The organism is Allobosea sp. 67-29 (genome assembly GCF_001898115.1).
Classification (GTDB): domain Bacteria; phylum Pseudomonadota; class Alphaproteobacteria; order Rhizobiales; family Beijerinckiaceae; genus Allobosea.
Window position 1 is genome coordinate 1 of sequence record NZ_MKSQ01000010.1, and the last position, 12,347, is coordinate 12,347.

Annotated in this window: 13 protein-coding genes; 3 read left to right on the plus strand and 10 right to left on the minus strand. The window is 68.1% G+C overall.

Going from position 1 to position 12,347, the window contains the following annotated elements; genetic code table 11:
* Positions 1–286: 286 nt before the first annotated feature.
* Positions 287–811 carry a helix-turn-helix domain-containing protein gene (locus BGO20_RS09530; RefSeq protein ID WP_291659919.1) on the minus strand — a complete coding sequence of 175 codons (525 nt, stop codon included), beginning with the start codon at positions 809–811 and terminating at the stop codon, positions 287–289.
* 168 nt (positions 812–979) lie between these two features.
* On the opposite strand from BGO20_RS09530, the gene BGO20_RS09535 reads away from it, so the two are divergent.
* Positions 980–1,780, plus strand: a complete 801-nt coding sequence (locus BGO20_RS09535; RefSeq protein ID WP_291659917.1) for a DUF72 domain-containing protein — start codon at positions 980–982, stop codon at positions 1,778–1,780.
* A gap of 3 nt (positions 1,781–1,783) precedes the next feature.
* Here the strand turns inward: BGO20_RS09535 and BGO20_RS09540 are convergent, their stop codons facing one another.
* The 7 genes from BGO20_RS09540 to htpX all read right to left on the minus strand — a co-directional run bounded on the left by BGO20_RS09540 (position 1,784) and on the right by htpX (position 9,645).
* On the minus strand, positions 1,784–2,272 hold the full coding sequence (locus BGO20_RS09540; protein ID WP_291659915.1) for a YbaK/EbsC family protein: 489 nt from the start codon (positions 2,270–2,272) through the stop codon (positions 1,784–1,786).
* Positions 2,269–2,547 (minus strand): hypothetical protein, encoded by a 279-nt coding sequence (locus BGO20_RS09545; RefSeq protein ID WP_291659914.1) that lies wholly within the window; start codon positions 2,545–2,547, stop codon positions 2,269–2,271. Before BGO20_RS09545 ends, BGO20_RS09540 begins: the two co-directional genes overlap by 4 nt.
* Positions 2,548–2,550: 3 nt before the next feature.
* Positions 2,551–3,735 carry a low temperature requirement protein A gene (locus BGO20_RS09550; protein WP_291659912.1) on the minus strand — a complete coding sequence of 395 codons (1,185 nt, stop codon included), beginning with the start codon at positions 3,733–3,735 and terminating at the stop codon, positions 2,551–2,553.
* Positions 3,736–3,810: 75 nt separating this feature from the next.
* A complete protein-coding gene (gene purH, locus BGO20_RS09555) occupies positions 3,811–5,403 on the minus strand; it encodes a bifunctional phosphoribosylaminoimidazolecarboxamide formyltransferase/IMP cyclohydrolase (RefSeq protein WP_291659911.1) in 1,593 nt (530 codons plus the stop codon).
* 94 nt (positions 5,404–5,497) lie between these two features.
* On the minus strand, positions 5,498–7,219 hold the full coding sequence (locus tag BGO20_RS09560; protein ID WP_291659910.1) for a heparinase II/III family protein: 1,722 nt from the start codon (positions 7,217–7,219) through the stop codon (positions 5,498–5,500).
* A 112-nt stretch (positions 7,220–7,331) separates the two neighbouring features.
* On the minus strand, positions 7,332–8,684 hold the full coding sequence (locus BGO20_RS09565; RefSeq protein WP_291659908.1) for an RsmB/NOP family class I SAM-dependent RNA methyltransferase: 1,353 nt from the start codon (positions 8,682–8,684) through the stop codon (positions 7,332–7,334).
* A gap of 13 nt (positions 8,685–8,697) precedes the next feature.
* Entirely contained in the window at positions 8,698–9,645 is a 948-nt protein-coding gene (gene htpX / locus BGO20_RS09570; protein ID WP_291659907.1) for a zinc metalloprotease HtpX, read from the minus strand.
* A 124-nt stretch (positions 9,646–9,769) separates the two neighbouring features.
* On the opposite strand from htpX, the gene BGO20_RS09575 reads away from it, so the two are divergent.
* A complete protein-coding gene (locus BGO20_RS09575) occupies positions 9,770–9,988 on the plus strand; it encodes a DUF1674 domain-containing protein (protein WP_291659906.1) in 219 nt (72 codons plus the stop codon).
* Positions 9,989–10,018: 30 nt separating this feature from the next.
* On the opposite strand, the gene BGO20_RS09580 is transcribed toward BGO20_RS09575, so the two are convergent.
* Entirely contained in the window at positions 10,019–10,252 is a 234-nt protein-coding gene (locus BGO20_RS09580; protein WP_291659905.1) for a hypothetical protein, read from the minus strand.
* Between the two features lie 283 nt (positions 10,253–10,535).
* On the opposite strand from BGO20_RS09580, the gene BGO20_RS09585 reads away from it, so the two are divergent.
* Positions 10,536–11,840, plus strand: coding sequence for a class I SAM-dependent methyltransferase (locus BGO20_RS09585; RefSeq protein WP_291659903.1), 1,305 nt, complete (start codon positions 10,536–10,538; stop codon positions 11,838–11,840).
* A 70-nt stretch (positions 11,841–11,910) separates the two neighbouring features.
* Here BGO20_RS09585 and BGO20_RS09590 read toward each other — a convergent pair whose 3' ends face one another.
* On the minus strand, positions 11,911–12,228 hold the full coding sequence (locus BGO20_RS09590) for a DUF2853 family protein (protein ID WP_291659902.1): 318 nt from the start codon (positions 12,226–12,228) through the stop codon (positions 11,911–11,913).
* Positions 12,229–12,347: the final 119 nt, after the last annotated feature.

Consider the following 12,347-nt stretch of genomic DNA (forward strand, 5'->3'; position numbering starts at 1 on the left):
CCCGTCGCGTCACGCGGCGGGGTTTTCGCGTTATGGCCATGCCAACGCCTCGTCGCCACGTTCAATCCAGGATGGTGCCCAGCGTGCCGGCCAGCCCAGCACCCGCCGCGTATGGGGCCGGGCGTCAGTACGACCTTGCGCAGGGTAGCGGCGCATCTTCGGCAGGTCGGCCTGCCGTCCGAAAGGACAGGCTTCTCAGTGGACCAATGCAGCGGCGGATCACTCCACCCTCCCCGGCATCCGAGCCTCGATGGCGTGGCAGCTTCAATGGGATCGGCAACCCCATCTATCCGCTCCGGCGGCCGTCGTTTCCGCTTTCCTTGAACCGGTTGAAGAGATCGAGCACCGCCTTTCGTTCGGCGGGATCGTCGAGCTGATTAAGGTCGATCAGAAACGGCTGTCGCGCCGCCTTCGCCGAGCCCCGCTCCGTCGTGTCGGCGCGATAAGCCGCTTGTGCCCCGTCCGCGAAATGCGTCGGCGCCCGACAATCCAGCTCCATCTCCGCGATCAGCTGGGCAAGCGTTTTGCCGTAGAGCGCGGCCAGCTTCAGGAGCTGCGCGATCGATAGCCGCTTGCGGCCGCTTTCCTGTTCGCTGACGAGTTGCTGGCTCACGTCCAGCGCGGACGCGACTTGCTCTCCCGACATTCCGGCATTCTCGCGCAAGCGGCGCAGATGCGCACCGACGAGGATGTCCAGCTCGCCGCGCGATCCTCTTGCCAACGCCGCGCTCCTTCTTCGCGTGGAGGGGAGACGCTGGCGCAGCCGGCCGCAACATATGTAGGGTTGTGGTCTGCAAAGAGTACGCGCCATTCGTGCGGGTCGGCGGCGGGCGGGTCGCCGTCAGTCGGCAAGGCCGGCGAAGATGGCGATGCTGACGAGGGCCGTCAGCATGGCCGGCGTTTATGCGGCCGCGCTTGTTCACAAGGAGCGCGGCCGTTCTAAGCTTGGCCAGACATTCCAGGCCGCAGGAGGCGAGCAGTGGCGACGACAGGCAAGATCCACATCGGTATCGGCGGCTGGGTGTTCGAGCCCTGGCGGGGCACCTTCTATCCGGACGGTCTGGCCCAGAAGCGCGAGCTCGAATATGCCGCGAGCAAGCTGACCTCGATCGAGATCAACGGCACCTATTACGGCTCGCAGAAGCCCGAGAGCTTCGCCAGATGGCGCGAGGAGACGCCGGACGATTTCGTCTTCGCGCTGAAGGGTTCGCGCTTCTGCACCAATCGCCGCGTATTGGCGGAGGCCGGGCCGTCCGTGGAGAAGTTCCTGACCAGCGGCTTGACCGAACTCCGGCACAAACTCGGGCCGATCAACTGGCAGTTCATGCCGACCAAGAAATTCGACCCGGAGGATTTCGAGGCCTTCCTGAAGCTGCTGCCGAAGGAGCTCGACGGAATCGCACTGCGCCATGCCGTCGAGGTCAGGCATGACAGCTTCCGTTCGCCAGATTTCGTCGCGCTGCTTCGCTCCTATGGCGTTGCAGCCATCACCTCGGCCGATGCGGACTACACGCAGATCGCCGATGTGACGGCGCCCTTCGTCTATGCGCGGATCATGGGGACCAGGGAGGCCGAGCCGAAGGGCTATCCGGAAGCCGGCCTCTCGCGCTGGGCCAAGGCCGCACGGGATTGGGCCGAAGGCGGGGTGCCGGAGGGGCTCGATACGGTGGCACCGGCCGCAGCCAGGCAGGAGCGCGACGTGTTTCTCTATGTCATCAGCGGCGACAAGGTCCGTAATCCCGCCGCCGCGATGGAGCTGATCGCACGGACGAAGGGCTGAGCCTCATTCCGCCGCCGCAGTCTCCTGCACGGCTTCCTGGCAGACATCGACCCATTCGGCCTGCGTGAGCTCGGCCATGCGCTGCGGTGCGATATGCAGCGCGCTGTGGGTCGAGCCCGCTGCCGGTACGACGACATCGAAGGCCCTGAGCGAGATGTCGCAATAGACCTTGAGCGGCGTGGCGAGCCCGAAGGGGCAGACGCCGCCGACCGGATGGCCGGTCAGGGCCTCGACCTCTTCGGGGCCAAGCATGCGCGGCTTGCCGCCGAGCGCGGCCTTGGCCTTCCTGTTGTCGAGGCGGGCGTCGCCGCGGGCGACGACCAGCACGACCTCGTCGCCGATGCGCAACGACAAGGTCTTGGCGATCTGGCCAGGCTCCACCCCATGCGCAGCCGCGGCAAGCGGCACGGTGGCGCTGCTCTGTTCGGTGACGACAACGGCGATGTCGGGCGCGTGCTCGGCGAAGAAGGCGCGGACGGATTCGAGGCTCATCGGGCAATGCGGGCGGTTAGCAACAGGATCAGCAGGCCGGCGATCGCCGGCACGCCGAAGACGACGAGGAAGACCGGTGCTTCCTCCATGATGGTGTAGCCCGCGCTGGCGACGCCGATCCAGAGATTGATCAAGGCGCCGACAAACCAGAGCGGCAGAAACAGCTTCACGGCGAAGGCTATCGGGCGCCCTGCCGAGATCGAAAGCCGCGGCGCCAGGACGAGCAGGACCCCGAGCAGAGCAAAGCCGATGCCGATGACCTTGATCGTATGCATGGTTCAGGCCTCCTGCTGCCTGGGGCCGAGCGAGACGGCCTCCCAGGCCGCGACGAGGATGAGGATCGCGGTCGCGCCCAGGCTGAAACCGAGCGGCGGCAACAGTCCCGCGCAGAACGTCAATAGGGCGATCAGCCCGAGCCCGACGAGATGCGAGAGCGGGAACCAGCCTGCCGTGACGCGCTTGAACAGCAGGTTGCCGAGGAGATAGCAGGCGGGCCCGCCGGCGACGGCGATCGCCATCTTCGCCTCGGTGTGGCCGAGCGGATGGGCGATGACGAGCTCGTCGCCGACCGCGACCAGGATGATGCCGGCGACCAGCAGGATATGCAGATAGGTATAGGCGATGCGCGCGATCCGCCCCGGATCGGCGGAATCGGCGATGAGCCGGCTGCCGCGTTCGGCGCCGATATGGAAATAGATCCACCACATCGCGACCGAGCTCAAAAAGGCGTTGGCGAAGGCGGCCAGATTGACGGCGGTGACCGGCAGCTTCGCGGCGGTGGCTCCGGTCATGATGATCGATTCACCCAGGGCGATGATGATGAAGAGCGCGCAGCGCTCGGCGAGATGGCCGCCCTCGACATCCCAATCGCCGGTCACCGAGCGGCCGAGGCCGGGAACCCGGAAGCCGGCGGCGGGACCGGCATATTCGATGCCGAGGGCGATCAGCCAGAGCGCGAAGCGCAGCGGGCCCTCGCTGAGGCCGCCGGCGATCCAGAACACCGCGGAGCAGCAGAGCCACAGCGTGATCCGCTGGAAGTTGCGATAATTGGCCGGCGAAGCGCCTTTGAGGCTCACCGTCGTGAAGGCCGAGCGGGCGAGCTGCGTCGCGACATAGGCGCCTGCGAAGGCCAGACCGGTTTCGCCGAAGGCGCCGGGCAAGGCGCAGGACATGACCAGCCCGAGAAACATCAACCCGAACAGCAGCAGCCGGACGGGCGTCGTCTCGGGATCGAGCCAGTTCGTCACCCAGCTCGTATAGATCCAGACCCACCAGACGGCGCCGAGCAGAAAGGCGGCCTGCGCCAGACCGAGCCCGCTGAAATGCTCCAGCAGCGTGTGCGAGATCTGGGTGATGGCGAAGACGAAGACCAGGTCGAAGAACAGCTCGACGTAAGCGACTCTCGCATGCTGGTGCTCGACGCGCTCTCTGAGCAGCGCGCCGTGTTTGTGAGCTTTCGCCATGCGGACCCCCGGCCATCGACCGCGCGATTCAGCGCGCGGCCCGTTGCCGAGCCTGTTCCGCGACCTGTGCCGCCGTCAATGGCGGAAGTGGCGGTGCCCGGTGAAGACCATGGCGAGGCCGGCCTCGTCGGCGGCCTTGATCACCTCGTCGTCGCGCATCGAGCCGCCGGGCTGGATCACCGCCGTCGCGCCGGCTTCCGCGGCGGCCAGCAGGCCGTCGGCGAAGGGGAAGAAGGCGTCGGAGGCGACGACCGAGCCCTTGGCGAGGCTCTTGGGCAAACCCGCCGTCTTCGCGGCCTCCGCTGCCTTCCAGGCGGCGATGCGCGAGGAATCGACGCGGCTCATCTGGCCGGCGCCGATGCCCACGGTCGCGAGATCCCGGGCGTAGACGATGGCGTTCGACTTGACGTGCTTGGCGACGCGGAAGGCGAAGCGCAGATCGGCCAGTTCCCGCTCGCTCGGCTGGCGCTTCGTCACGACCTTGAGTTCCATGTCGTCGACGACGGCATTGTCGCGCGACTGGACGAGGAAGCCGCCGGCAACGGTACGCAGCGACAGGCCCGGCGCGCGGACATCCGGCAGGCCGCCGGTCAGCAGCAGGCGCAGGTTCTTCTTGGCGGCGATCAGGGCGATCGCCTCCTCCTCGGCATCGGGGGCGATGATGACCTCGGTGAAGACCTCGACGATCTTCTTCGCAGCCTCGGCATCGAGCGTGCGGTTCAGCGCGACGATGCCGCCGAAAGCCGAGACGGGGTCGCAGCGCAGCGCGCGCTCATAGGCCTCGAGCAGCGAGCCGCCGGCCGCGACGCCGCAGGGGTTGGCGTGCTTGACGATGACGCAGGCGGCCGAGGCCTTCGGATCGAACTCGGCGACGCATTCGAAGGCTGAATCGGTGTCGTTGATGTTGTTGTAGGAGAGCTGCTTGCCCTGGACCTGGCGGGCGGTGGAGACGCCGGGCCGGTTTTCCGGGGTGCGGTAGAAGGCTGCCCACTGATGCGGGTTCTCGCCATAGCGCATGGTCTCGGCCAGTGCACCGCCGAGCGCGCGGAAGGCCGGTGCGGTATCGCCCAGCTCATTGGCGAACCAGTTCGAGATCGCCGCGTCATAGGCCGCCGTGCGGGCATAGGCCTTCTGGGCGAGCTTGCGGCGCAGCGTCAGCGTGGTGGCGCCCTTCTGGGCCTCGAGATCGGCGAGAACGGAGGGGTAATCGGCCGGCTCGACCACGACGGCGACGTCGTGATGGTTCTTGGCGGCGGCGCGGATCATCGCGGGGCCGCCGATATCGATGTTCTCGATGCAGTCGTCATAGGGCTTAGCCGCAGCGACCGTCGCCTCGAACGGGTAGAGGTTCACCACGAGCAGGTCGATCGGCTGGATGCCGTGGCCGAGCATCGAGGCCTGATGCTCAGGATGCGAGCGGATGGCGAGCAGGCCGCCATGCACCTTCGGATGCAGCGTCTTGACCCGGCCGTCCATCATCTCGGGGAAGCCGGTGAGGTCGGAGACGTCCGAGACCGGCAGGCCGGCCTCAGCGATCGCTTTGGCGGTGCCGCCGGTCGAGACCAGCGCGATGCCGAGCTTGTGCAAGGCGCGGGCGAAATCGATCAGGCCGGTCTTGTCGGAAACGGAAAGGAGAGCGCGTTCGACGCGGCGAAGCTCATTCGGCATCGGGATCAGGTCCGGCTGTCATTGCAGGGGTAGGCAATCGCGCGCGAGCTATCATGCTGCGGCGCGAAAGGCAAAAGCAGCCGCCGCAGAACCGTCACGCCTCGGGTTCGGTTTCGGTCTCCGGCCCCTGCCGCTCGGCCAGCAGCGACGCCAGCGTCTGGCCCGCGCGCGGATTGGCGGCGCTGATCCGGCTGAGCCGCCAGGCGATGCGCGGCGTCGCCACGGCGTCGAAGGCGACGACGAGCTGCTCGGTCTTCCGCCGGCCGTCGGCGGCGGCGAGGAAGAGGCTCTCTTCGATGGCGAGCGGCAGCCCGCCGGCCTCGAAGCTCCAGACCTCTCCGGAGGCCAGCGCCAACAGCGCCCCGGTGCCTTCCCGCACCAGGCTGGCGCGGACGTTCGGGTGCAGGTGGAAGCGGGCGGCCGCTGGCATGCCCGCCTGGGCCACGGCCAGCGCGACCTCGTCCTCGCCCGCCAGCACGGCGCCGTCCCGGGACAGCAGCAGCCGACGCGTATGCGTCGCGCCCAGGCGGCGATAACCGTCATGGCTGCCGACCCATTCGGGTCCGTCGGCGCCGTCCTGCCGGGCGACGCGGACATCGGAGGGTCCGGAGATCAGGCGCATTTCGCCCAGCACCCTGCCGAAATTCGCGCTGGAGCGATCGTCGAGCACAAGGGCGGAATGGGCGGCGGTGCTGCGGGCAGCGAGCCGCAGCTCGGGCGGGCCGAAGCGGCTCGCGCCGCAATTGACGATGATGCGTTGCGTACCGCTTGAAAACTCGAAGGAGAGGCAACCGGCATGGGCCTCGGTCGAATAGGCGCCGCGCGGCGGCGCACCGGCGTCGATCACCACGACGCTGCGCTCGGCCGCAAGACGGCTGTAGCCGGAATAGCCGGCATGCTCGGTCGGACGGCCGCGCGCGTCATCATAGGCGGCGAGCGTGGCCATCAAGTCGGGCGGAGTCGTGCCCATGCCGTTGAACAGCGCGAGCGCGCCGTCGCCGTGCCGGAACAGCCGCAGATGCGGCATCATCCGCTCGATCGCCGTCAGCACGCCGCGCGGCGGCTCGAGGCCGCGGGTGGCGAAGGTCTCGCGCAGCGGCAGCAGATCGAGCAGGAAATCGATCAGCAGCCGCGGATTGCGCGAAAGGTGTCCGCCATCGGGCAGGATCTGTTCGTCGAGCTCGTCCGACAGCAGCGCCTCGGCCCGGCGCCTGCGCGCATCCTGGCCGTCCAGGCAAATGGCGGCGAGGCTGACGGCGATCAGGCCGTTGATCCGGTCGGCACCCTCGACCGCGCCGGCCAGCGACAGGCTCACCCGGTCCGACAGGCGCGAGACATGGCGCAGGAAGCGGTCGTAGAAGGCATGGTCGGCGCCTTCCAGCAGCAGCGGAGAATGGGACAGGAAGGAGATCAGCCGCCGTGCCGCCACGGCCGGGCGCCGGGCGACGTCGCCGCGGTCGTGCCGCCTGGCGATGAATTCCTCGACGAGGCTGCGTGCATTGGCGCGGGCGATCGCGGTATCCGCGGCGCGCATGTGGCGCAACCAGCCGAAGCCGTGAAGCGCCTCCGCCCAGGCCTCGGTCGGCGCGGCGACGTCGAAAGGCGATTCGCCATGGGTGCGGACGGTGCGGCCGGCGAAAGCGTAGTAGCCGGCATAGAAGTCGCCGGCCGTGGTCGGGTCGGCGGTGCGCAGGTCATGCGGTGCGAACAGCAGGCGGGACGCCGCCTTGCGGCCGAAGGGCCAGAGCCTGCGCGTCGCGCCGACGAGATGGCCACGGCTGCGCCGCGCCGCCCGTCCGATTGCGGCCTGGGCCAATCCCCGACGCTCAGACCAGGCGCTCAAATCCCTGAAAGCTCCGTCTCGGGCGCGGAGTCAGCCCGCCCGAATCATCAAGACGCGACCATCGCGCCGCGCGAATCCGCTTTCGTCATAGCCTGATCAGGCGGCTTGCGTAAAATCCCGCCCATCCCGACAGCCGCGGGGTTTCGCCCGGCAATTGCTGCGGCAGGGTGCGGATATCGCCATGCGCGTCGATGGCGGCGCTCAAACCGCCGATTTCGGCAGCGCTCGCGCCGGCGCGACGAAACTGGGGATGGCGGGCGAGGAAGGCGTTGATCTGCATCTCGCCTTCCTGCGGCTCGAGCGAACAGGTGCAGTAGACGAGCTGGCCGCCTTGCCTGGTCAGCGCCGCAGCGGCATCGAGCAGCTTCGCCTGCAGGGCGCCGAGACGGTCGCGATCCTCGGCCGTCTTGGTCCAGGCGACGTCGGGGTGGCGGCGGATCGTTCCCGTCGCGCTGCAGGGCGCGTCGAGCAGCACGGCGTCGAAGGGCTCGGCCCGCCAGCTCGCCGCATCGGCGGTGACGATCTCGGCGGAGAGCCCGAGGCGCTGGAGATTAGCCCTGAGACGGCGCAGGCGCGGGGCGGAGCGGTCGAGTGCCGTGACACTGGCGCCGGCCGCCGCGATCTGTGCGGTCTTGCCGCCGGGCGCGGCGCAGAGATCGGCGACGCGCTGCCCCGGAGCGGGCGAGATCAGCTTCACCGGCAGGGCGGCGGCGGCGTCCTGGACCCACCACGCACCCTCCGCGTAGCCGGGCAGGCTCGCGATCGCCTGGCGTTCGCGCAGACGGATCGAGCCCGTCGGCAGCAGGATGCCGCCAAGCCTGTCGGCCCAGAGAGCCGGATCGGCCTTGGCCGTGACGTCAAGCGGCGGTTCCTCGCGATGGCTCAGCGCGATGGCGAGGGCGGCCTCCTCACCATAGGCAGCGCGCCAGCCTTCGGCCAGCCAGTCAGGCGTGTCGCGAAACGGGTCGGCGTCGGCCTCGGCGAGGATCGCGTCGCGCTCGCGGGCGATGCGGCGCAACAATGCGTTGCCGAGCGCGGCATAGCGGGCCGAGCGCGGGTCCTCGTGCAGATGGCGGATGGCGAGATCGACGGCGGCATGGTCCGGCACGTCGAGGAAAAGGATCTGCGCGGCCGCGGCCGTCAGGATCGGCTCGAACAGGCCGGAGCGGCGCGGGCTGCCGCGGTCGAGCCGCTCGTCGAGCGCCTGGCGGATCGTGCCGAGCCGGCGGAACGCGGTGACCGCGATGGCGCGGACGAGGCCGGCATCGGCAGAATCGAGGCCCGCTTCCGGAACCAGGCGATCCAGGGTCTCGTCGAGCGCGACGCGGGCGCGCAGCACCTCGTCGATGACATGGGCGGCAAGCCGGCGCGCCGGCAGGCCGGGTGCGTGGGATTCCGGTTCGGCTGCCTGCTCGGGCGATCTGTGGCGGGACGTCATGCGATCGGCCATCTCAACCCCAGGGGCCCGGCTGGCGCGGAGGCTCGCCGCCGGCGCTGCGCGCGCCCCAGGGGCTGCCATGCGCCTGGCCGGTGAAGCTGGGCGCGGCGGGGCCGCGGCCCACGCCCATGGCGCGGGCCTGCTCCATCAGCGCGGCGATGCGGTTGCCGGTGTCGGGATGGGTCGAGAACAGATTATCCATGCCGCCGCCGGTCAGGGGATTGATGATGAACATGTGCGCCGTAGCAGGATGAGCCTCGGCTGTCTCGCTGGGATTATGCTGGACGCCGGCCGCGATCTTGGCGAGCGCGTCGGCGAGCCAGACCGGATTGCCGGCGATCTGGCCGCCGAGCCGGTCGGCCTCGTATTCGCGCGAGCGCGAGATCGCCATCTGGATCAGCGCCGCCGCCATCGGCGCGAGGATCGAAAGCAGGATCTGGACGATGAAATTCGGCCGGTTGTCGCGCGAGCCGAAGAACATGCCGAAGGTGACGAGCGAGGAGATCGCGCCGGCGAAGGTCGCGGTGATCGTCATGGTCAGCGTGTCGTGGTTCTTGATATGCGCCAGCTCGTGCGCCATCACGCCCGCCAACTCCTCATAGGTCAGCGTCCGCAGGATGCCGGTCGTCGCCGCGACGGCCGCGTTCTCCGGATTGCGGCCGGTGGCGAAGGCGTTGGGCTGGTCCTCCTGGATCAGGTAGACGCGCGGCATCGGCATCTTGGCGCGGGCCGCGAGGTCGCGCACCATGCGATAGAGCTCAGGCGCGCTGCGCTCGTCGACCTCCTGGGCATTGTGGGCCGCGAGTGCCAGCCGGTCGGAGTTCCAGTAGCTGAAGAGATTGGTGCCGGCGGCGAAGACCAGCGCGAGCAGCATGCCGCCGCTGCCGCCGAGCAGGTAGCCGACGGCGAGAAACAGCGCGGTCAAACCCGCCATCAGCATGCCGGTCCTGATGTAGTTCATTCTGGCTCCTTCGCTGCCGCCGCGAAAAAAAGGACAGATTCTCTCGCAGATGCCGGTTTGCCGTCCTATGTGGTGAGCACCGGCCCGGTCCTGCAAGTCCGGCCCGCAACGGAGGCGCGCCACGATGCCCGACAATGCCAGCGATGCCATGCCTGCAGCCGCTTCGGAGAAGGTGCTTTCGCCGGCGGCGAAGCGCGCCCTGGAAGAGGCGCAGGCGCGGCGTGCGGCAATCGACGCCCATGCGGCCGAGGTGGCGCGCCAGCGCGAGGTGAACGGACGTGGCGGGCTGGAGCCGGTCCGCTACGACGATTGGGAAGTGAAGGGCATCGCGAGCGATTTCTGAAGGCGGCGCGCCGGCAGGGCGCTGGCCGCGTCAGTCGGCGCGAAGCTGGTAGACGGCGTTGCCGCTGAGGACGGACGAGTTCCGGTTCATGGGGTTGTCCCGCTGGAACATGATGTTCAGATTTTCCAGGGTGCAGGCCGTGCCGGAAAAACTTGCGGTGAGCACCGTGCACTCCCGCGCCGCCTGGCCGTAGAGAGCCTTCCTCGCCTTTTCGGCCGCTGCGGCGTCGGCCGCCTCGCCCTCGATCTCGATGCGGAAGTTCACGTTGATTCGTGTCGGCTGTCCGCGTCCGATGGACGAGGCTGCGCCGGATTCGTCGTCTGAGCCCAGGCGGCGCCGCCCTGGAGGAGGCAGCAGGCTGCTGCGAGGAGCGAAAGAACCCGTCCGGATGTCATGATGCTTTCCTCTTAGTCGGACCTCCTCTAGCAAGGCAGCGCGAAAAGCTCATGACTTCTGGGCATTATGGTTTATGTCGACGCGCTTGCCTCCGGCGGCGATCGCCAATGTCTTTCGGCTGTCGGAGCAAGACAGCCAACGGGAACCGCCGATGACGAACGACGAGAAGCGCCTTGCGGCCCTGCGCCGGCTTCTGGCGGAGGCGCATGAGAGGCTCGCCCTGAAGCTCGGCTTCCGGCTCTGGGACGGCAGCATGGTTCCGGCGGGCTGGCCGCAGGACGGGCTCGCCATCGCCATCGCCGATGCCGGCGTTCTGGCGGCGCTGCTGCGCAAGCCGAAGCTCGATACGCTGCTCCACCTGCACATCGCCGATCGCATCGCGATCATCAACGGCTCGATCTTCGATCTCGCGGCGGCGCGGCCCGAAGGCAAGGTCGGCAAGCTTGCGCGCACCATCCCCAAGAGCGCGGTCTTCGACGTGGTGCGCCGCTTCCTCTTCGCGCCCGGCAAGGCGCCGGACGCGGTCAGTCACCGGCGTGGCGACGAGATCGCGCGCGACGGCGACCCTGCCACCAACAAGGCGAACGTCGCCTATCACTACGACGTCTCCAACGATTTCTACCGGCTCTTCCTTGACGAGGAGATGGTCTACACCTGCGCCTATTTCACCGAGGATCACGGCGATATCGGCCGGGCCCAGCAGGACAAGCTGGACATGATCTGCAGGAAGCTGCGCCTGAAACCCGGCGACCGCTTCCTCGACATCGGCTGCGGCTGGGGCGCGCTGGTCTGCCATGCCGCCCGCTACTATGGCGTCGAGGCCCATGGCGTGACGCTGGCGGAAGAGCAGCTCAAATACGCGCAGGAGAAGGTCGAGCGCTGGGGGCTGCAGGACAGGGTCACGCTGCATTTGCGGGACTACACGCAGATGGAGGGCGAGTTCGACAAGATCTCGTCGATCGGCATGTTCGAGCAGGTCGGCATCCGCAACTATCCGAGCTACTTCACCACGGTGAACCGGCTGCTCAGGCCGCGCGGCCTGTATCTGCACCACACCATCTCGCGCCGCGCCAAGAAGACCGAGAAGGCCTTCAACAAGATGCCGGCGGAGTACCGGGCGCTGGTGCGCTACATCTTCCCCGGCGGCGAGCTCGACCATCTCGGCATGTCGATCGCCAATCTCGAGCGCTATGGCTTCGAGGTGCACGACGTCGAGGGTTGGCGCGAGCACTATCAGCGCACGACGCGGCTGTGGTGGGAGCGGCTCAACGCCAACAGGGACAAGGCGGAAGCCAAGATCGGCGCGGAGCGTACCCGGATGTGGCTGCTCTATCTGGCCGGCTGCTCGCTCGCCTTCGAGCGCGGCGGCGCGCTGATCAACCAGACGCTGGTCTCGAAACGGCGCAAAGGGCCGTCCGGCCTGCCGCTGACGCGGGCAGACCTCTATCGCGATTGAAACATTCGGCAAACCGCCGTTCGGACCGTCTCGCCCCTGAGGGCGGGCCCGGCGGGAAGAGGGGCCGGCCCTACTTCTTGACGAAGAGGTCGAGCTTTCCGTGATGCTCGGCCAGCAGGTAGTAGAAGGTCAGGCGGGATTTGGTCCGGTCGTCCTTCATCTGCTCGCAGACCGTCTTGATCGAGCCGTCGAGATCGCCGGACTTCAGGCCGAGCTTCTTCTTCAGGAAATTCTCGCGGACGCGATCGAGCTCGGCCGGGTCGGAGCAGGCGACATAGCGCGTGTCGGGCTTGCTCATCACGAGCGCGTAGGACTTCGACATGCCGGCGAAGGCGGCTTCGTTGAGCGGCTTCTTGGCAAACTTCTTCACGTCGGCAAGGTGATCCATTGGGCTAGCCCCCTTTTCCGGCCCGGCTTCAGCGCGGGCGAGCTTCGTGTCGCGCGACGAAGCTAACGCGGTTTTTTTCGACAAGCGAGCGAAATGGCGCCGGCGGACTTTGGCCTTTT